Annotated in this window: 17 protein-coding genes; 14 read left to right on the forward strand and 3 right to left on the reverse strand. The window is 56.1% G+C overall.

The genetic code is table 11. The features are described from left to right. The first annotated feature begins 4 nt into the window (after window positions 1–4). Both recQ and trhO read left to right on the forward strand, forming a co-directional pair. Window positions 5–1,825 (forward strand): DNA helicase RecQ, encoded by a 1,821-nt coding sequence (gene recQ, locus ENH71_RS10210; protein WP_294133876.1) that lies wholly within the window; start codon window positions 5–7, stop codon window positions 1,823–1,825. A gap of 75 nt (window positions 1,826–1,900) precedes the next feature. Beyond that, on the forward strand, window positions 1,901–2,896 hold the full coding sequence (trhO, locus tag ENH71_RS10215; protein ID WP_294133875.1) for an oxygen-dependent tRNA uridine(34) hydroxylase TrhO: 996 nt from the start codon (window positions 1,901–1,903) through the stop codon (window positions 2,894–2,896). Here the strand turns inward: trhO and ENH71_RS10220 are convergent. After that, window positions 2,893–3,108 (reverse strand): DUF1653 domain-containing protein, encoded by a 216-nt coding sequence (locus tag ENH71_RS10220; protein ID WP_294133873.1) that lies wholly within the window; start codon window positions 3,106–3,108, stop codon window positions 2,893–2,895. The genes trhO and ENH71_RS10220 overlap by 4 nt on opposite strands. 91 nt (window positions 3,109–3,199) lie before the next feature. Between ENH71_RS10220 and ENH71_RS10225 the strand changes: the two genes are divergently transcribed. Next, the gene (locus tag ENH71_RS10225) at window positions 3,200–3,550 is read left to right on the forward strand and encodes a hypothetical protein (RefSeq protein WP_294133869.1); all 351 of its coding nucleotides are present in this window, start codon (window positions 3,200–3,202) and stop codon (window positions 3,548–3,550) included. 101 nt (window positions 3,551–3,651) lie between these two features. On the opposite strand, the gene ENH71_RS10230 is transcribed toward ENH71_RS10225, so the two are convergent. After that, complete coding sequence (locus tag ENH71_RS10230; RefSeq protein WP_294133866.1) at window positions 3,652–4,905, reverse strand: hypothetical protein; 1,254 nt, start codon at window positions 4,903–4,905, stop codon at window positions 3,652–3,654. 334 nt (window positions 4,906–5,239) lie between these two features. On the opposite strand from ENH71_RS10230, the gene ENH71_RS10235 reads away from it, so the two are divergent. From ENH71_RS10235 to ENH71_RS10285, 11 genes are all read left to right on the forward strand, one after another. Further along, complete coding sequence (locus tag ENH71_RS10235; RefSeq protein ID WP_294133864.1) at window positions 5,240–6,958, forward strand: peptide ABC transporter substrate-binding protein; 1,719 nt, start codon at window positions 5,240–5,242, stop codon at window positions 6,956–6,958. A 6-nt stretch (window positions 6,959–6,964) separates the two neighbouring features. Continuing rightward, the gene (locus ENH71_RS10240) at window positions 6,965–7,897 is read left to right on the forward strand and encodes an ABC transporter permease (protein WP_294133862.1); all 933 of its coding nucleotides are present in this window, start codon (window positions 6,965–6,967) and stop codon (window positions 7,895–7,897) included. 24 nt (window positions 7,898–7,921) lie between these two features. Continuing rightward, entirely contained in the window at window positions 7,922–9,316 is a 1,395-nt protein-coding gene (locus ENH71_RS10245; protein WP_294137783.1) for an ABC transporter permease, read from the forward strand. Then, window positions 9,313–10,344 (forward strand): ABC transporter ATP-binding protein, encoded by a 1,032-nt coding sequence (locus ENH71_RS10250; protein ID WP_294135592.1) that lies wholly within the window; start codon window positions 9,313–9,315, stop codon window positions 10,342–10,344. Before ENH71_RS10245 ends, ENH71_RS10250 begins: the two co-directional genes overlap by 4 nt. Continuing rightward, window positions 10,341–11,300: an ABC transporter ATP-binding protein gene (locus ENH71_RS10255; RefSeq protein ID WP_294135594.1), complete on the forward strand. Its 960-nt coding sequence runs from the start codon at window positions 10,341–10,343 to the stop codon at window positions 11,298–11,300. Before ENH71_RS10250 ends, ENH71_RS10255 begins: the two co-directional genes overlap by 4 nt. A gap of 161 nt (window positions 11,301–11,461) precedes the next feature. After that, a complete protein-coding gene (locus tag ENH71_RS10260; protein ID WP_294135595.1) occupies window positions 11,462–12,481 on the forward strand; it encodes an ABC transporter permease in 1,020 nt (339 codons plus the stop codon). A gap of 8 nt (window positions 12,482–12,489) precedes the next feature. Further along, window positions 12,490–13,557 carry an ABC transporter permease gene (locus tag ENH71_RS10265; RefSeq protein ID WP_294135596.1) on the forward strand — a complete coding sequence of 356 codons (1,068 nt, stop codon included), beginning with the start codon at window positions 12,490–12,492 and terminating at the stop codon, window positions 13,555–13,557. 19 nt (window positions 13,558–13,576) lie between these two features. Further along, the gene (locus ENH71_RS10270; RefSeq protein ID WP_294135597.1) at window positions 13,577–15,526 is read left to right on the forward strand and encodes an extracellular solute-binding protein; all 1,950 of its coding nucleotides are present in this window, start codon (window positions 13,577–13,579) and stop codon (window positions 15,524–15,526) included. A gap of 5 nt (window positions 15,527–15,531) precedes the next feature. Next, window positions 15,532–16,533: an ABC transporter ATP-binding protein gene (locus ENH71_RS10275; RefSeq protein WP_294135598.1), complete on the forward strand. Its 1,002-nt coding sequence runs from the start codon at window positions 15,532–15,534 to the stop codon at window positions 16,531–16,533. Continuing rightward, the gene (locus tag ENH71_RS10280) at window positions 16,530–17,516 is read left to right on the forward strand and encodes an ABC transporter ATP-binding protein (protein WP_294135599.1); all 987 of its coding nucleotides are present in this window, start codon (window positions 16,530–16,532) and stop codon (window positions 17,514–17,516) included. The genes ENH71_RS10275 and ENH71_RS10280 overlap by 4 nt, the downstream gene beginning before the upstream one ends. Window positions 17,517–17,624: 108 nt before the next feature. Beyond that, window positions 17,625–18,341, forward strand: a complete 717-nt coding sequence (locus tag ENH71_RS10285) for a DUF3450 domain-containing protein (protein ID WP_294135600.1) — start codon at window positions 17,625–17,627, stop codon at window positions 18,339–18,341. Window positions 18,342–18,437: 96 nt separating this feature from the next. Here the strand turns inward: ENH71_RS10285 and rimK are convergent, their stop codons facing one another. Then, entirely contained in the window at window positions 18,438–19,358 is a 921-nt protein-coding gene (rimK, locus tag ENH71_RS10290; RefSeq protein WP_294135601.1) for a 30S ribosomal protein S6--L-glutamate ligase, read from the reverse strand. Window positions 19,359–19,405 lie beyond the last annotated feature (47 nt).

Here is a 19,405-nt window from a genome sequence, read left to right on the forward strand (position 1 = left end):
AACCATGTCGACACAATCTTCTGCGCTGACTGTCCTGCAGTCGGTTTTCGGGTATGACCAATTCCGTGGTGCCCAGACTGAAATCATTGATGAAGTGCTCGCTGGTCGCAACGCCCTGGTGTTGATGCCGACCGGGGGTGGTAAATCCCTGTGTTATCAGATTCCCTCCATCATCCGCCCGGGTGTCGGCGTGATTATCTCGCCTCTGATTGCCTTGATGCAGGATCAGGTGGACGCACTGCAGCAGCTTGGTGTGCGGGCAGGTTTTATCAATTCCTCATTGTCGTCTGAAGATTACGGTCAGGTCATGCGCGCCTTGCGGCAGGGTGAGCTGGATTTGTTGTACCTGGCGCCTGAGCGTCTGAATCAGCCCGGTACGCTGGACATGCTGGAAGGCCTGTCAATCGCGCTGTTTGCCATCGATGAAGCGCACTGTGTTTCCCAGTGGGGACATGATTTCCGTGCCGACTATTTGCAGTTATCCGTTTTGCAGCAGCGTTTTCCGCAAACGCCCCGGATAGCACTGACGGCCACCGCCGATGCCGCGACCCGCACGGAGATCATTGAGCGTCTTGGGCTGCAGGATGCGCGGCAATTTGTTACCGGTTTCGACCGGCCCAATATCCAGTATCGCATCACCCAGAAGCGGAACCCCCGTCAGCAGTTGCTGCAGTTTCTGCGTCAGGAGCACAGTGGTGATGCCGGAATCATCTATTGTCTGTCACGACGCAAGACCGAAGAGACCGCACTGTGGTTGCAACAGCAGGGCTTTACCGCGTTGCCATACCATGCGGGCCTGAGCGCGGCCCAGCGGCTTGAGCACCAGCAGCGTTTTCTGCGTGAAGACGGTGTCATTGTAGTGGCTACCATTGCCTTCGGCATGGGCATCGACAAGCCCGATGTACGGTTCATTGTGCATCTGGATCTGCCCAAAAGTATCGAATCCTATTACCAGGAAACGGGCCGGGCCGGACGCGATGGGGAACCTGCGACCGCCTGGATGGTCTATGGATTACAGGATGTGATCAAGTTGCGCCAGATGATGGACGGCTCGCAGGGCAATGAGCAGTTCAAGCGTCTGGAGCGTGTGCGTCTGGACGCCATGTTGGGGCTGTGCGAGATCACCAGCTGTCGTCGCCAGGCACTGCGCGAATACTTTGGTGAGCAGGCGCCCGATAGTTGCGGTAACTGTGATGCCTGCCTGAACCCGGCACCGACCTGGGATGGCACCGAAGCGGCGCAAAAGGCCCTGTCCTGTGTTTACCGTACCGGTCAGCGCTTTGGTGTGGCATACCAGATCGAAATACTGAGTGGTATTGAAAGTGAGCGGGTTTTGCACAATGGACATCACCGTGTCACGACCTTCGGGGTAGGCTCTGACATTGACAAGGCCCAGTGGCAGTCGGTGTACCGGCAACTGGTCGCGCGCGGGTATCTTGGCGTGGATCATGCCAGTTACGGCGGCCTGTTTCTCACCGAACGTGCGCGCCCGGTGCTGCGAGGTGAGGAAACAGTGCTGTTGCGTATTGATGTACAGGAGGTCTCCACCCGCGCCGGTCGCGGCAAACGTCACGACCAGAACATGTTGCCGGAAGACAGGCCATTGTGGGAGGCCCTGCGCCAGTGCCGAAAACGCCTGGCAGAAGAATTTGACGTACCGCCCTATGTGATCTTTCACGATGCGACATTGCTGGACATGGTTCAGCTACGTCCTCTTAACGGCCAGCAGTTGTTGGCTGTTAACGGGGTCGGACAAGGCAAGCTGGACAAGTATGGTGATGCATTTTTGCGCATTATCAATGAGCACGAGTTGGATCTGGTGTAGAATGCGCGCGCTTTTAGGTAATGACACCATGTAGCGCCGGATTTACGTTCCGGAGACAGCTCAGGAGAAAACGATATGCCAGAGATTCAATCAGATCCGATTGTGGTGGCGGCAATGTACCGCTTTGTGCGGGCGCCGGACTTTGCCGGGCTGCGCGGGCCGTTGCACCGCGTCATGCTGGATAACCAGGTCAAAGGCACATTGCTGCTGGCGCGTGAAGGTATCAACGGCACCATCGCCGGTTCGCGTCAGGGCATAGATGCTGTGTTGGCATGGTTGCGCACGGAAGAGCGTTTCGGCGCCGTCGAAGTCAAGGAATCCTACACTGACGAAAATCCGTTCTATCGCACCAAAGTCAAACTCAAAAACGAGATTGTCACCATGGGCGTGGATGATATTGACCCTTGTCATATTGTTGGCACCTATGTGCCCGCCAAAGACTGGAATGCACTGATCGCGGATCCCGAAGTGCTGGTCATCGACACCCGCAACCATTATGAATACGAAATAGGGACCTTTGAACACGCCGTTAACCCGGACACTGAGGCCTTCCGTGAATTCCCCGAATTTGTCGAGCGCACTCTGGATCCGGCCAAACACAAAAAGGTCGCCATGTTTTGCACCGGCGGTATTCGCTGCGAAAAATCCACTGCCTTTCTGAAGCAGCAGGGTTTTGACGAGGTGTACCACCTGCAGGGTGGCATTCTCAAGTATCTGGAAGAAGTGCCGGAGGAAGAGTCCCTGTGGCACGGTGAGTGTTTTGTGTTCGACAACCGCGTCACCGTCAACCACCAGCTTGAGCGCGGTTCCTACGACCAGTGCCATGCCTGCCGTATGCCGATCACCGAAGACGAAAAGCGTTCAGAGTTCTTCCGCCCCGGGGTCAGTTGCCCGCATTGCCACGATCGCCACAGTCAGGATCAGATCCAACGCTACGCCGAGCGCGAGCGGCAGATGCAGCTGGCGCGAGAGCGCGGAGAAAGCCATATCGGCGAGCCGATGTCGGTGATCATTCGGCGTCGCCGGCAGGAGAAGATTGCTGCCAAGGAAGAGCAGCGCAGGGCCGGTTAGTCCCGCAGCCACTCAAACCTTGCGACGGTGCGTCCATCGACAGTGACCTGCTCAGTGAACATGCTCAGCGGACGCACCCACAGCCCACGCTCGCCGTACTGAGGCCGGTATACAACCAGCAACTCTTCAGTTTCGCTATGACGGGCAGCGCCGATGACGTCGTATAGCGGGCCCTTGTAGTGGCGATAAACACCCGGTTTTATCTCATTCATGACTGACTTCCCATCTTGGGCATAGTGAAATTGTGCGTAGTCTATTACACTCGCGGTTGGAATCAACACAGCTATGAAGGGAGGCATGCCTATGCGTGCACAAATACGTGTACCGGTGCGTGCACAACGAATGGTGACAGTCGCAGCTATATGCCTGATGACGGTTGCCTGTGCCAGCAACAGGGAACCGTCCAAGCAGGTGCTCATCCAGGGTGCCTGGCAGGCCGAGTTCGAAGGCCAGGCGATGACGCTGGAGTACAGTGTGGCAGAGGTCACCGTGCGTGAGTTTGGCATCAGTTTCCCCTATGAATGGGAAGATGACGATCATATCCGTCTGAATGCCATGGGCCAGGAAGTGGTCAGCCATGTTGAGTTTGAGGGTACGGATATCATGCGGCAGACCACGGAGGGTGATACGCAGGAGATGCGCCGGGTGCCTTGAGCACAGATACCTGAACAGACAGTGCGTCAGGGCGCGGAGTCCGGAAACAAAAAAGTCGCCAGTTGGCGACTTTTTTGTTGGTCAGCATTATCAGTTTAATGTCACGCTGCCGGGCCCGGATCCTGTGGGCCGATTTCACAAAGTTCTACCTGGGTGCGCAGGGTAAAGGTACCGTCCGGCGTGGTGATGCTGGCAGGCTGGAACGATAACACTCCTTGCTTGAATTCGCCTTCAGCTGGCGCGTCAGCCCGGTACATGCCCAGTGACAGGTCGTCGACCCCACTTCGCAACACCGAAATATCCGCAAATGTCAGCGTGATATCCCGCGAGGTGTCGACAATTGCCACTGATGCAGCTGTAACTCCGGGGCCGCCCCGGCCGGATGTGGTTACCGAGAACGTGGTGGTTACACCGTCAATTACTGTCAGTGTCACATTGCCGCCCGCTGTCGAAGAGAAACTGGAGCTGACTTCGGCAAGCTCGCACACCTGCGGCTCGGGCTCCGGCTCAGGGTCTTCGCACGTTGGCACGATACCAAAGTAGGTGGCCCAGCTGCCGCGCTTGGTGAAACGTGTCTCGCCGGCCCAGGCTGATTCATGCTGCCCGTCTTTGGCAACTTCCCCGTGCGCGGCTACCAGTAGTGCGTAGTCATCGGTGCACAGCAGATCGGCATTCACGTTCAGCGATGTCACCGGAATCTCGAAGGTGTACATGTCTACGTCATTGACGTCTGCGTTGAACGGGAACTGACCAGGAATAGGCTTGCCTTTTCGTGTGGTCGGGACATTTGCCAGGGTGTCGCCAACCCACAGGTGCGGGTTGGTCAGCGTCCAGCCGCCTTCCATGATGTAGTCAACAAACACGGTATCGCCGCTGATGGTCAGGCAGACACTGCCCGCCACGGTGTGTTGTCCGGCATGGAAGACTGCGCAGTTACCTTCAATAATCGGGTTTACCGGCTCGTGTGAGTCATCGCCTTTGTCAGATTTACCCGATTTGCCGGACTTGTCTGATTTGCCCCACTTACCAGATTTGCCTGATTTGTCTGATTTGTCCGACTTGTCAGATTTGCCCCACTTACCGGACTTGTCAGATTTGTCTGATTTATTCGATTTGCCCCACTTACCGGACTTGTCAGATTTGTCTGATTTATTCGATTTGCCCCACTTGCCTGATTTATCTGATTTATCAGATTTGTCAGATTTGCCTTCATGCTGGTTGCTGGACGAGTGAGAGCTCCAGCTGCCCCAGCTGCCCCAGCCGTTGCTGCCGGCATAAACCACTGATGTGCTGACCAGCACAAGACTGATCACGGCAAGCAGTGCTGCGAGTTTGGCGATAAATGAATTACGCATGTTGGTGTCCTTTCTTTTTTGCAGTCTTATCCCCGGAACATGAGCTCGGTCCCGGCGCGAGAATACAGGCTGCCAGGGCGGCTTAGACAGCCTTGGCAATTTTGATGATTACATTTTACTCCTGCGGACGCGTATATCTACCCTCTTATTGGGTAAACAGGGGTAAAAAGTGGGACAAAAACGATATCAAGGCCGGGTTTCGGCTGTTTTGGTCTGGCAATAAACAGAATCTGAACCTGTTCAATTTCGCCGGCTGTATCTATCGACTCATGGCGCACGGCTGGGGTATGCTTGCCGTTTGGTGATTTTGACCCTACAGACAGACGGCAGACACATGAAGCAAGAGGATCCCAAAGACTTTGCCCAGGCCCCGGGCGACAGGCTGACCCGCGCCGCTGGCAAGCAGCTTGCTATTTATGCTTTGGCTGCCGTGGCCGTGCTGGTGGCGGTGATGTTTGTGCTCAATGCCCTGGCCGGGTTGACCAGCAGTGCCGCAGGCATGTCGCGCATGGCCGTTGATGTGGAAAACAATATCATCACCACATATCTGCGCGACGAGCCACCGCAGATGAACAGTATGCTTGCTTCCGATGCGGTCAGTGGCATGGTGCTGGCCCACGTCATGGAGGGCCTGCTGCGATACGGGCCGGATGATGAGCTGGTCGGTGGCGTGGCCGAGCGCTGGCAGCAGGAAGGTAACACAGTGACGTTCTGGCTGCGTGATGACGCTCGCTGGAGCAATGGCGAGCCGGTGACGGCACACGATTTCGAGTTTGCCTGGAAGAATGTGCTGGACCCGGCCGTGGGCTCCCAGTATGCCTTTATTCTGTACCCGATTCTCAATGCGGAACAGGCCAACAACGGCGAGGTCCCCGTGTCCGAGGTCGGTGTTGACGCGGTGGACGATCGTACCCTGGTCGTCACGCTGCAAACCCCGATTGCCTACTTTGAGCGCATGGTGGCGTATCACACCTACCTGCCCGTCAACGAAGAGTTCCATCGCCAGACCAATGGCCGTTACGGTGCCGACGCCGATGAGATGCTCTACAACGGCCCGTTCATGATGACCAGCTGGGTCCACGGCGCCAGTATGCAGCTGGAGAAAAACCCGTACTATTGGGATGCTGAGCGCATCAGGCTGGACGGGATCAACTATGCGCACATGACGTCGGACGCCAGCACGCTGCTGAATCTGTTCAAGGATGATCAGATTGTGATTGCGGATCTGGGCGCGGAGATGCTGGAAGAGGCCATGCTGCAGGGCTGGACACTCAATCAGTTCATGGAGGGCACGGTTTTTTACACCGACTTCAATCATCGCCCTGAACGCCTGACGTCAAACCTGAACCTGCGCAAAGCCATGGCGCTGGTGCATGACGCCGGGGAACTGGTCAATCGGGTTATCAAGTTGCCGGGTTATCTGCCGGGGAAAAGTCTGTTTCCGGTATGGTTGCCCGGTGCTGAAGAAACGTTTCGTGAGGAATATCCCGCGCAGGAATACCGGCGCGACATAACAAAAGCAAAAGAATACCTGCAGGCCGCGCTGGATGAGCTTGGACTGGATCGCCTGCCGCCCCTTGTGCTGCTAACCGGCGACACGCCTGTCTCGCGGATTCAGGCGGAGTACTATCAGGAGGTTTTCAAGCGGAACCTGGATATCGATCTGGTGATTGATGCGCAGATTTTCCGGCAGCGTCTGGAAAAGATGACCGCCGGCGATTTTGATCTGGTCGCTTCGGGCTGGGGGCCGGACTACAATGACCCGCTGACCTTCGGCGATCTGTTTGCCTCCTGGAACCTGAATAATCGCGGGCGTTACAGCAATCCGGCGCTTGATGCCCAGGTGCGCATTGCGCAAAGTTCACTGGATATGGAAGAGCGCATGCGTGCGTTTGGCGAAATCCAGCGGATCATTCATGACGATGTGATTATGCTGCCCGACTACGAACGCGGTTATGTGTATGTGACCCACCCGCAGGTCCGGGGTATTCGCCGCCATGTCATCGGCGCCGAGACCGATTTCACCAACGCGTGGATAGACGCAGGAGAATAGCAGCAAATGTGGTGGTATACCCTAAAACGTCTATTTCAGGGCGTGATAACAGTCTGGTTCATTGCCACCGCTACCTTTATTGGCATGCACAATGTGCCGGGTGATCCTCTGTCGGGGGACCGGGCAACCAACGCTACCATCCGTGCCAATCTTGAGGCCCGTTACGGCCTGGACCGGCCGGTAACCGAGCAGTACTTTATTTATATGCGCAATATGCTGCGCGGGGATTTTGGTATCTCTTACACGCAGCAGAACCGTGAAGTGAATGACATCATTCGCGAGCACTTCCCTGTCTCCGCTACGCTGGGGATACTGGCCGTTCTATTTGCCGCCATGGGCGGCATCCTGTTTGGCGCATTGACGGCGCTGTTTCGCAACCGGCTGCCTGATTACATCATCATGTTTCTGGTCATTCTGGGTATCTCGGTGCCCAGTTTTGTGTTCGCTGCACTCAGTCAACTGTCGCTGGTGAACATGAACAACGTGCTGGGCTTTTCCATACTGCCGGTTGCGGGTTGGGGCACGGTATCGCATATGTTATTGCCGGCGCTGGTGCTGGGACTGGGCACCATGGCCTACATGACGCGCCTGATGCGCTCCTCCATGCTGGAAGTGATGAGCTCCGATTACATCCGCACCGCCAGGGCCAAAGGCCTGTCCCCCACCCGAATTTTTTCCCGCCACCAGCTTCGCAACGCCGTCCTGCCGGTCATTACCGTGCTCGGGCCGGCGATTGCGGCCATTACCACCGGCGGTTTTGTGGTCGAACTGGTGTTCGCGATCCCCGGCCTGGGGCGTTACTTTGTGCAGGCAGTTCAGCAGCTCGACTATACCGTCATCATGGGGACAACGGTTTTCTACGGTGCCTTTCTGGTCTTCATGGTGATACTGGTTGACCTGGTGTACGGCTGGATCGATCCACGAGTCAGGTTGCAGTGATGCGAAAACAGGATAACAGTCAGCATGGAAAATAATCCGGTCATTCGTCGTTTGCGTCCTGCAGACCTGGAGCCGCTGTCATCGCAGTCGGCGGCGCCCTTGCTGGTGCGGCCATCACGCTCTTATTGGCAGGATGCATGGGGGCGGCTGAAGTCAAACAAGCGGGCGCTGGTGTCGCTGTATCTCATCATCGGTCTGCTGCTGTTCACCTTTGCCGGGCCTTTGGTTTGGCGGGTAGACCCGGCGCTTCAGGATATTGACCAGATAAGTGTTCCACCTGGCGCCGATAGAGGTGCCATGGTGGTCGACCCGTTTGTGGCCTGGGACAATGTCAGCCTGGATGATGGTTATCAGGGCGGCACTGGGCTCAGTCTGGCAGGTGACCCCACCACGCAAAGCGTCAGGTTGCACTGGGATGCCATACCGGGCGCTTCCGGTTACCGTGTTTACCGTAACAATTACCCGACGCAGGATGCAGATGCGCTGGGTTTGCCGCTGTTGCAGATCAACAATACGCAGCAGATGTACTACGAAGACAGGCTCGATCTGCGCGCCCAGACATATTATTACTCGGTTGCTGCCCTGGATGAGTCCGGGCAACTAACCGGCGACTATGAATCGCTGCAGGCTGACGTGGTGCGTGTCATCACCGTAAACGAAGTGCGCGCCCGGGATCTGTCCGATAACCCCGATGCTCTGCAGCCGGGCGATCAGGTCAGGTTGTCCTGGCATCCATTGGGAACCGACTACCTGGGCCGTGACATGCTGGCGCGCCTGATGGCCGGGGCGCGGGTGTCCCTGTTTATTGGTTTGCTGGCGCCGCTGTTTTTTGTTGCCTTTGGTGTGCTGTACGGCGCCACCTCCGGTTTCGTCGGTGGCCGGTTTGACTCGGTGATGATGCGCTTTGCCGACTTTGTGGTGGCATTGCCCTTCCTGCTGTTCATGATTCTGTTCCAGGTGGTATTTGGCATCGGACCGGGCGAAAGCGGTATTGTCCCCATGCTCATTGCCCTGATTATTCTGTCCTGGCCGGCCACGGCGCGCCTGGTCCGCGGGCAGATCCTGCAGATTCGCGAAGAAGCCTATGTCAGTGCCGCGCGTCTGTTGGGTGCCTCACAGAACTATCTGATTCTGCGTCACATGATTCCCAATACGCTGGGCGTCATCCTGGTGACGCTGACCTTCGCCGTGCCTGCCGCGATTTTTACCGAGGCTTTCCTGTCCTTTATCGGCATGGGCGTAGCGCCGCCGACCGCGAGCTGGGGCAGCATGTGTAACGAAGGTCTGAAGACCATGCTGACCCATCCGCACGAGCTGATATTCCCCGCAGCCATGATCAGCATCACGGTGCTGGCATTCAACCTGCTGGGCGATGGTCTGCGTGATGCGCTGGATGCAAAGATGAGGAACACGGAATGAGCGCGTTGTTGAGCGTTGATAATCTGCATGTCGAGTTTGCCACCTACGGCGGCATTGTGCAGGCCGTGCGCGGTATCAGCTTCAGTGTTGATGCCGGGCAGACACTGGCCATTGTCGGTGAGTCGGGGTGCGGCAAGTCGGTGTCCATGCAGGCCGTCATGGGTTTGATTCCCATGCCCCCGGGACGAATCCGAACCGGTTCTGCGCAGTTGCGGGGTCAGGACTTTCTGGGCAAAACGCACCTGGATGGCAAGGCGATCTGCGGCGATGAAATCGGCATGATTTTTCAGGATCCGATGTCGTCACTGAATCCGACCATGTGCATAGGTGACCAGATAGCCGAAACGCTGGAAGTACATCGTGGGTATTCTCGCACCCAGGCGTTTGCCAGGGCCATCGAGTTGCTGGAGCTGGTGAAGATCCCGGAAGCATCAAAACGGGCCAGACAGTACCCTTTCGAGTTTTCCGGCGGCATGCTGCAGCGTGCGATGATTGCCATGGCCATTGCCTGCAAGCCTTCCGTTCTGATTGCCGATGAGCCAACCACGGCGCTGGATGTCACCATTCAGGCGCAGATTCTGGATTTGCTGAAAGAGATACAGCAGGAAACCGGCATGGCCATCATCCTGATTACGCATGACCTGGCGGTGGTGGCACGCATGGCCGACAAGGTGGCAGTCATGTACGCGGGACAAATTGTGGAGTCGGCGTCGGTTGATGACCTTTTTTACAAATCCGCGCACCCATATACACTGGGTCTCAAGCTGGCCATGCCCAGCAACAAGTCTGATGCGGCTCACCAATTACAGCCGATTGCCGGCAGCCCGCCGGACCTGTTTTCGCCGCCCGCCGGCTGCGCCTATTGTGCGCGTTGTCCGTGGGCGATGCAGGTTTGTCAGGGTGACAACCCGCCCCCGTTTGTTATTGGTGACGGCCATTACGCCAAATGCTGGTTGCAACATCCGCAGCAGGAACGCGACATCGACGGGCTTTACCAGGCGGTGACAGTCACAGGAGCGCCAGCATGAGCGAGCTCGTCAAACTGGACCGGCTCACCAAGTATTTTGATCTGGGTCGTGGTCAGCGTGTGCATGCCGTCGATGGCATCAGTTTCAGTATCAAGGAAGGCGAAACCCTGGGTCTGGTTGGCGAGAGCGGCTCAGGCAAATCCACGTTGGGCAAAACGCTGCTGGGCCTGCACGACAAAACCTCAGGTACCTTGACCTACCGGGGTGAAGTGCTGCCGGCGCGCTATCGATCGGCGGACTTTCAACGCCTGGCGCACAAGATGCAGATGGTTTTTCAGGACCCATATTCGTCGCTGAACCCGCGCATGACCGTTGGCGAAATCATCGCTGAAGGCTTGCGCGGCAAGCCGATGAGCGCCACGCAAAAACAGGCGCTGGTCAGCCAGTGGCTTGATCGCGTTGGCCTGAATGCGGCCCATGCCTCAAGGTACCCGCATGAGTTTTCCGGTGGTCAGCGGCAGCGAATCGGCATTGCCCGCGCCCTGATCATGGAGCCCGAGTTTGTTGTCTGCGACGAACCGATTTCGGCACTGGATGTGTCGGTGCAGGCGCAGGTGGTCAATCTGTTGAATGACCTGAAAAAATCCATGGGCCTGACCATGCTGTTTATTGCGCATGACCTGTCCATGGTGCGCTACATCAGCGACCGTATGGCAGTAATGTACCTGGGGTCGCTGGTGGAGCTGGGCAAGGCCGGCGAGGTCTATTTTGAACCCAGACATCCCTACACCGAGGTGTTGATCGCCTCCAACCCCGAGCCCGATCCCGCCACTGAACGGCAGCGAGTGTCGACCGCGATTCAGGGCGAAATTCCAAGCCCGGTGAATGTGCCTGAGGGTTGCCGCTTTGCCGGACGCTGCCCGAAAGTGATGCCGGTTTGCCACCAGCAAACGCCACAGTTGCTTCCGCTGGTCGACGAGGATCGCCTGGTCGCGTGCCACCTGTACACCCGGTAATGCCAATTGGGGTGTGCGCTGGCATGGACATCGGACACGAAATTCACTACATTCGATGTTTAGGTGGGTCCGGATCGGGCCTCTGGCCGCAAAAAAGGCCAGCTGACACCGACAGGTAGGGATGATGTTTTCAGTTTTACTGCCAAAGATAAGTTACATGGATGCGTGATTATTTTCTCCGTCGTTTACTGCTGATACCGCCAACACTTATTGGTGTCACCATCATCGTATTTGTCATCACCCGACTGGTGCCCGGCGGGCCGCTTGAGCGCGCCATCATGGAAACCCAGCAGATGAGCCTGTCCAGTGGCAGCTCGGTGCAGGCGGGGCAGGGCATGGCTTTGTCGCAAGCGCAGCTGGACCGGTTGCGCGAGTACTACGGTTTCGACAAGCCGGTACTGATCAGCTATTTCGACTGGATGGGCAAGGTGGTGACCGGTGACCTGGGTACTTCCTATCGATACAGTCAGCCGGTGACCGAAGTTATCAGCAGTCGGTTTCCAGTGTCTCTTTACTACGGCCTGATCACGCTGTTCATCACCTATCTGGTGTGTATCCCGCTGGGTGTGCTTAAGGCCATCAAACATCGGACGGTGGTGGACAACGTCAGCTCAATTCTGATTTTTGTCGGGTATGCGATACCGGGCTACGCGCTGGGCTCGCTGTTGTTGTTGTATTTTTCGGTGAACCTTGAATGGCTGCCTATGGGTGGCTTCGTCAGCATGCAATTTGCTGAGAAAAGCCTGTGGGGTCAGATTGTTGATCTGGCACAACACTCGGTGCTGCCCCTGATCTGTTATCTGGTAGGCAGTTTTGCCCTGGTAACGTTGCTGCTGAAAAATCATTTGATGGATAATCTTGCTGCCGACTATATCCGCACCGCGATCGCCAAAGGCGTCCCTTTTCGCCGCGCGGTCACCCGCCACGCCATGCGCAACTCCATGATCCCTATTGCTACCACGTTCGGTCAGAACATCACGTTGCTGGTGTCCGGCTCCTTCCTGATTGAAACCGTCTTTGATATTGATGGCTTTGGCCTGCTGGGTCTCAATGCTATTCTCGACCGGGATTACCCGGTGGTTATGGGGGTGGTGCTGCTGGCCAGTGTGTTGCTGCTGATTGGCAATATTATCTCCGATATTCTGGTCGCGTTGGTTGATCCGCGTATTCGTTTCAATTAGGACTGACAATGCTGGCACTGAATCCGGAAACCCTGAAAAAAATACGTCGCTTTAGGCAGATCAAGCGCGGCTATTACAGTTTTCTGGCATTGATGTTTCTGGTGTTGTTGTTTGTCGTCGGTGAGCTGCTCATTAATAACCGCGCATTGATTGTCAGTTATGAGGGCGAGCTGTATTTCCCTACCTACACGGCGTTTCATCCGGGCACCGACTTTGGGCTGCCGTATTCATACGAGACCAATTACCGCGAGTTGAAAGCCCGGTTCGAAGAACAGGGCGGGGACAACTGGGTGCTGCTGCCGCTGGTGCCGTACAGTGCCAATGAGAACCATTCCACCACTGGTATTTTCCGGCCAGAACCGCCGGCACCTGAGTATCAGCATTATCTGGGCACGGACACCACCAGCCGTGACATCCTGGCACGTCTGTTTTATGGCACCCGCACCGCTCTGTTCTTTGCCATGGCGTTTACGTTTGCGGTCTACTTTATAGGTATCGCTATTGGCGCCGCGATGGGTTACTTCGGTGGCCTGTTTGATCTGTTGTTTCAGCGCGTGATTGAAATCTGGAGCAATGTGCCATTTCTGTATATGGTCATCATAATTTTCTCCGTTATTCCTGACACCTTTTCAATATTTTTCCGGATCATGGTGCTGCTCTCGGTTATGGTGTTGTTTTCGTGGACATCAATGACCTACTTTATGCGCACCGAAACCTACAAACAAAAAGCGCGTGACTATGTCGCCTCCGCCCGGATCATAGGGGCATCCAATACACGTATTATCTTCAAACATATACTGCCTAATGTGCTGGCAACACTGGTGACGTTCATGCCATTTACCGTGATCGCAGCCATTACCGCTATCACGGCACTGGATTTTCTGGGCTTCGGGCTGCCGCCACCCACACCCAGTCTGGGTGAATTATTAAAACAGGGTACCAGCAACCTGCGCACGGCCCCCTGGATTGTGATATCAGCATTCGGCACCCTGGTGGTATTGTTGACGCTGGTGACATTCATTGGAGAAGCGATTCGCGAGTCGTTTGATCCCAAAAAATTTACTGTCTACAAATGAGTTTGCGGAGGTTATCGAGATGAACAGACTGTGGCGTACCGGATTGGCAGGAGTGCTGCTGGCAGGTGTGTTGTCTGCCTGCGGCGGCGGCTCCGATGAGACGCAGGTGCTGGACAATACGCAGGAAGTGCTGGATTACTATGCGGCGTATCCTGAGCTTTTTCAGTTTAAAACACCTGCCGACCTGCCCTCAGACCTGGTGTGGGAGAGCGGCGAGGGCTTGCCCGATCTCGGCTCGCCCGATGCACAGAAGGGCGGTACGCAATATGGCTCCATTCAGGACTTCCCGCGCACGTTACGCACCGTAGGACCGGACTCCAATGGCGCGTTCCGAACCTGGTTGCTGGACGATGTCACCCTGCCATTGGCAAGTCTGCACCCCGATCGCGAGTTTGAATTTTACCCTGCGCTGGCATCGGAATGGGCCATTGACGAAGACACAGCGACCGTTTATGCGCGACTTGACCCCAATGCCCGCTGGTCCGATGGTGAGCCGATTACGACCGATGATTTTATGTTCATGTTTTTCTTCAACCGGTCTGAATACATCGTTGCGCCCTGGTACAACAATTATTACGAAAACACCTTCAGCAATATCACCAAGTATGACGATCTCACGTTGTCAGTGACGCTGAAAACCCAGAAACCGGATTTTCGCCATCACGCGCTGGATTTGCGCCCGGAGCCACAGCATTTCTACAAAGAGTTGGGCGATGATTTTGTTGAGCGCTATCAGTGGCGTTTCACGCCAACCACCGGGCCGTATGTGATTCGCGATGAAGACCTGGTGCAGGGACGATCGGTGGCGTTGACGCGTCTGGATAACTGGTGGGCAAAGGACAAGAAGTTCTTCCGCAACCGTTACAACGTGGATCGTGTTGTATTGAATGTTATTCGTGACAGCAACAATGTTTTTGAGTCGTTCAAACGCGGCGATATTGATCAGTTTGGTCTCAACCTGGCGGAACACTGGTATGAAAAGCTGCCCAACGATGACCCTGATGTTGCCAATGGTTATATCTACAAGTCAGTGTTCTACAATCAGCGGCCGCGACCAAACTATGGCCTGTGGATGAATACATCCCGGCCCCTGCTGAACGATCAGGACGTGCGCCAGGGGCTCCAGTATGCAACCAACTGGGACCTGGTGATCGAGAGCTTTTTTCGCGGTGACTATGCACGTATGAATTCGGTGAGTGACGGTTTCGGCGAATTCTCACATCCGGAGCTGCGGGCCAGACCATTCGATGTCGACCAGGCGCAGGCGCATTTTGCCGCAGCCGGTTTCACCCGCAGAGGCCCCGATGGCATTCTGGTCAATGAACAGGGGCAACGACTGGCATTTACCGTTACCACCGGTTATGAGAGTTTGAGCGATATTCTGACCATTTTGCGTGAGGAGGCTGCCAAGGCGGGGGTTGAATACCGGATCGAAGTGCTGGATCAGACTGCGGCGTGGCAGAAGGTGCAGGAAAAACAGCACGATATTGCCTTCGTCGCCCTGGGCGTTGGTGTGGAAATGTTCCCCCGATTCTGGGATACCATGCATTCTGACAACGCCTATGATGACGCGTTTCTGGATGACGGCAGCGTTAATCCGGACCGGCAAGTGAAAGTCCAGACCAACAACATGGAAGTGCTGGCCAGCTATGAGCTGGACCAGATGATCGATGTGTATACTCAATCCAGCAGCCGGGAAGAGATGCTCGCACTGTCGCATCAGATGCTCGAGTTCCACCACGACTATGCGTCGTTTGTGCCCGGGTTTGTGCAGGACTTTTATCGCATCGGGTATTGGCGTTGGGTCAAGTATCCCGAATTCTTCAATCACCGTACGCCATCACTGGCCACCGAACTTCATGTGCACTGGATTGACAGCGAGGCTAAAGAGCGGACGTTGGCGGCGCGCGCTGCCGGTGAGACTTTCGAACCGCAGATACGCGTATTCGATCAGTACCGCGAGCAGTGATATCGATGTCCGAGCCGATACTTCAGCTGAGCAATCTGGTCACAGAGTTTGACACCGATGAGGGGCGGGTGCGTGCTGTCGACGATGTCAGCTTTTCCGTCAATGCCGGGGAAACGTTGGGCATTGTGGGCGAGTCCGGTTGTGGCAAAAGCGTCACCGCGCAGTCCATCATGCGCCTGTTGCCGCAGCCCATGGGGCAGATCGTGTCCGGGGAGATTCGTTTTAACGGACAGAACCTGGCAGCGCTGACGCTGGAGCAAATGCGGGCAATCCGCGGCGCCGAAATCGGCATGGTATTTCAGGAGCCGATGACCGCATTGAACCCGGTACACACCATCGGTCGGCAATTGGCAGAAGTATTGCTGTTGCACAAAAAGATCAGCAAGCAGGACGCGTTGCGCCAGTCCATGGTCATGCTGGACCGGGTCGGCATCCCGGCCCCGGATATCCGCATGGGAGAATACCCGCATCAACTGTCCGGCGGCATGCGGCAGCGGGTGGTGATTGCCATGGCGCTGGCCTGTGGCCCCAAACTGCTGATTGCCGATGAGCCCACCACGGCGCTGGATGTCACCATCCAGGCACAGATTCTGGAACTGATCCGCGAATTGCAAAATGACATGGGTATGGCGGTAATGCTGATTACCCATGATCTGGGTGTCATCGCAGAAACCTCGCAGCAGGTCGTTGTCATGTATGCCGGCAAGGTGGCGGAAAAAGGCACGGTCTACGATATCTTTGATCACCCCACACATCCCTATACGCAAGGTTTGCTGTCCTCAATCCCACGCCTGAATACCGTGCCCAAATCCCGGCTTGCCATTATTCCCGGAATGGTCCCCGGTCTGCGTGATCTGCCGGCAGGCTGTCGCTTTGCCAACCGCTGCCGTCATTGCCTCGACAGTTGCACGCTGGCGTCACCAGCGGAAGAACAGGTCAGCGCCGGTCATTCGGTCAGCTGCTATCGCTGGCGAGATCTGCCACCGTTGACGGAGGTGCCTGCATGAGCCGTGATGCGCAAACGCCCATTTTGAAAGTGCGCGATCTGAAAATGCATTTCCCGGTCAAGGAAGGTGTGTTCATGCGTACCGGGAAATTCAATAAAGCTGTGGATGGCGTCAGCTTCGAGATAGCACCGGGTGAAACGCTGGGCCTGGTCGGTGAGTCGGGTTGCGGTAAATCCACTTTGGGTCGCTGTATTACCCGGCTGTATCAACCGACCAGCGGCGAGATACTGTTTCAGGGACACGATATCAGTACGCTGTCGCGCAAGAAGTTGATGCCGTTCCGGCGTGACATACAGATGATCTTTCAGGACCCGATGGAGTCGCTGAATTCTCGCCATACGGTGGGCGATATCATAGAGGAGCCGCTGATCGTGCAAGGGGTCGGCAACAGCGCCGAGCGCAAGCGCCGGGTACTGGCGCTGCTCGACCTGGTCGGTTTGCCGGCACGTTCGGTCACGCGCTATCCGTTCGAGTTTTCCGGCGGCCAGCGTCAACGTATCGGTATCGCCCGTTCGATTGCGCTGAATCCGAAATTGATCGTCTGTGATGAGCCGGTATCGGCGCTGGATGTGTCCATTCAGAGCCAGATCCTGAATTTGCTGATTGATCTGCAACAGGAACTGAAGCTGTCTTACCTGTTCATCGCGCATGATCTGGCAGTGGTGAAGCATATATCGGATCGAATCGCGATCATGTACCTGGGTAAAATTGTGGAAACCGGTGCCGGAGAGAATATTTACCATAACCCGAACCATCCCTACACGCAGTCACTGATCTCGGCAATACCGGTGCCGGATCCGCATCATCAGTCACAACGCATTATTCTGAGCGGCGATGTGCCGTCTCCGATTGACCCGCCATCGGGGTGCAGCTTCCATACCCGCTGCCCGCGTGCCACGGATTTGTGCCGTGAGCAGGCACCGGTACTGAAAGTGCACGGTGCTGGTGCAGCCCAGACGACAGCAGCCTGTCATCATATTTGAGCATTCCCCTGCTATAAGTGAAAAGACCACTGACCGGGGGCTGTCGATGGGTTGTTTTCGCCCCCGAATCTGTTTTAAGATGGTGCTCCCCAACGAGGAAGAATAATTATGAAGTCCCTGCAATACTTTTCCAGGTCATTGGCTTCCGTGCCAGCGGCCGCAGTTGCGGTAATATTCGCCGTACTGAGCGCTCCTTTGAGCGCACAATCCCTGCAAGAGCAGTTCGATCAGGCCAACAATCAGCTTGAGCAATTGACCGTGGCCAATGCGCAGCTGCGAAACCGCATAGCGCTGCAGGAACAACTGATTGAAGAGATGGCAGATTCCATTGAATACGCTGCCATGATCTCCAACGAAGAAACTTCGCCGCTGAACGACCTTGTTGAGCGCATGATGGCCAGCATGGAGCAGTTTATCGAATCCGATCTGCCTTTCAATCTGGAAGACCGTCGTGAAGAAGTCAGTCGCATCCGTGGCCTGGTGGACAACCCAGATGCACCGTTGTCGCAAAAGCTGATTTTGCTGATTGCCCTGTATCAGGCTGAGGGCGGTTACGGCCGGACACTGGACACCTACGAAACCATCATGGAAGTAGATGGCGTGGAGCAGGAAGTGACCATGACGCGTATTGGTCGTCTGATGCTGGCTTACCAGACCGAAGATCGCACCACCACAGCTGTCTGGGACAAGAGCACATCGTCCTGGCTTGAATTACCTGCCGGTGAGTATCGCTCTGCGATTACCACAGCAACCGACATTGCCAGCAGTCTGACAGCACCAGCGCTGATGGACATTCCTGTGCCGGCGCCGGTTACCGCGCAGTAAACAGCTGTTTGCAGGCGCAAACTATGAAAAAGCCGCCGCTACTTTGAGTAGCGGCGGCTTTTTTCGTTAAGCAGCGCTGTTATATGCGGCAGCGGTTCAGCCTTTGCCTTTCATCTTGTTCGGGCCTTTCAGTGAATCCTTTTCGATAAACTCGATGATGGCACCGGCGATATCCATGCCGGTGGCTTTTTCAATGCCTTCCAGACCTGGCGAAGAGTTGACCTCCAGCACCAGTGGGCCGTGAGCGGAGCGGATGATGTCAACACCGGAGACATACAGCCCCATGACCTGGGCTGCCTTGGTTGCCAGTTTACGTTCGTCCGGGCGCAATTTGATCACCTGGGCGGTACCGCCGCGATGTAGGTTGGAGCGGTATTCCCCGGGCTGGGCGGTGCGCTGCATGGCGGCGACGACTTTGTCGCCGACCACAAAACAGCGTATGTCCGAGCCGCTGGCTTCCTTGACAAATTCCTGCACCAGAAAGTCAGCTTCCAGGCCACGGAAGGCGTTAATCAGGCTCTCTGCCGCTTTGCGGGTCTCGGCCAGCACGACACCGTTACCCTGAGTGCTCTTTAACACCTTCACCAGCAGGGGCGCGCCGCCCACGGAATTGATCAGGTCAGACGTCGCATCAGCAGAATGCGCGTAGCTGGTCACCGGCTGACCAATACCCCGGCGTGCCAGCAACTGGTGGGCGCGAAGCTTGTCGCGCGACCGGGTAATGGCAATGGACTCATTGACGGAGTAAGTGCCCCCTACCTCGAACTGGCGCAGCACTGCGGCACCATACTGCGTAACACTGGCGCCAATGCGCGGGATGACGGCGTCAAATTCCAGCGCTTCGGGTTCGCCCTGGCCCTTGCCCTTGAAATATACAGACGGGTTGTTGGCGGTGATGTTCATGTAGCATTTGAGTACGTCAATCGCGCGTGCATCGTGGCCACGCTCACGGGCGGCCTCAAGCAGACGTCTTGTGGAATAAAGTTTAGCATTGCGCGACAAGACGCCGATTTTCATGGTGAGAATCCTTACGCCACGAGGTGCGCAAATGGGAGTGAATGACT

It is taken from the genome of Pseudohongiella sp., from assembly GCF_011050365.1.
In the GTDB taxonomy this organism is placed as follows: Bacteria; Pseudomonadota; Gammaproteobacteria; order Pseudomonadales; family Pseudohongiellaceae; genus Pseudohongiella.

Coding starts and splice junctions, on each gene's coding strand:
- ENH71_RS10250 (WP_294135592.1), top strand. CDS start 9,313: ATGAGCGCGTTGTTGAGCGTTGATAATCTGCATGTCGAGTTTGCCACC.
- ENH71_RS10225 (WP_294133869.1), top strand. CDS start 3,200: ATGCGTGCACAAATACGTGTACCGGTGCGTGCACAACGAATGGTGACA.
- ENH71_RS10245 (WP_294137783.1), top strand. CDS start 7,922: ATGGAAAATAATCCGGTCATTCGTCGTTTGCGTCCTGCAGACCTGGAG.
- ENH71_RS10260 (WP_294135595.1), top strand. CDS start 11,462: ATGCGTGATTATTTTCTCCGTCGTTTACTGCTGATACCGCCAACACTT.
- ENH71_RS10270 (WP_294135597.1), top strand. CDS start 13,577: ATGAACAGACTGTGGCGTACCGGATTGGCAGGAGTGCTGCTGGCAGGT.
- ENH71_RS10285 (WP_294135600.1), top strand. CDS start 17,625: ATGAAGTCCCTGCAATACTTTTCCAGGTCATTGGCTTCCGTGCCAGCG.
- ENH71_RS10275 (WP_294135598.1), top strand. CDS start 15,532: ATGTCCGAGCCGATACTTCAGCTGAGCAATCTGGTCACAGAGTTTGAC.
- recQ (WP_294133876.1), top strand. CDS start 5: ATGTCGACACAATCTTCTGCGCTGACTGTCCTGCAGTCGGTTTTCGGG.
- ENH71_RS10255 (WP_294135594.1), top strand. CDS start 10,341: ATGAGCGAGCTCGTCAAACTGGACCGGCTCACCAAGTATTTTGATCTG.
- ENH71_RS10235 (WP_294133864.1), top strand. CDS start 5,240: ATGAAGCAAGAGGATCCCAAAGACTTTGCCCAGGCCCCGGGCGACAGG.
- ENH71_RS10265 (WP_294135596.1), top strand. CDS start 12,490: ATGCTGGCACTGAATCCGGAAACCCTGAAAAAAATACGTCGCTTTAGG.
- trhO (WP_294133875.1), top strand. CDS start 1,901: ATGCCAGAGATTCAATCAGATCCGATTGTGGTGGCGGCAATGTACCGC.
- ENH71_RS10230 (WP_294133866.1), bottom strand. CDS start 4,905: ATGCGTAATTCATTTATCGCCAAACTCGCAGCACTGCTTGCCGTGATC.
- ENH71_RS10240 (WP_294133862.1), top strand. CDS start 6,965: ATGTGGTGGTATACCCTAAAACGTCTATTTCAGGGCGTGATAACAGTC.
- rimK (WP_294135601.1), bottom strand. CDS start 19,358: ATGAAAATCGGCGTCTTGTCGCGCAATGCTAAACTTTATTCCACAAGA.
- ENH71_RS10280 (WP_294135599.1), top strand. CDS start 16,530: ATGAGCCGTGATGCGCAAACGCCCATTTTGAAAGTGCGCGATCTGAAA.
- ENH71_RS10220 (WP_294133873.1), bottom strand. CDS start 3,108: ATGAATGAGATAAAACCGGGTGTTTATCGCCACTACAAGGGCCCGCTA.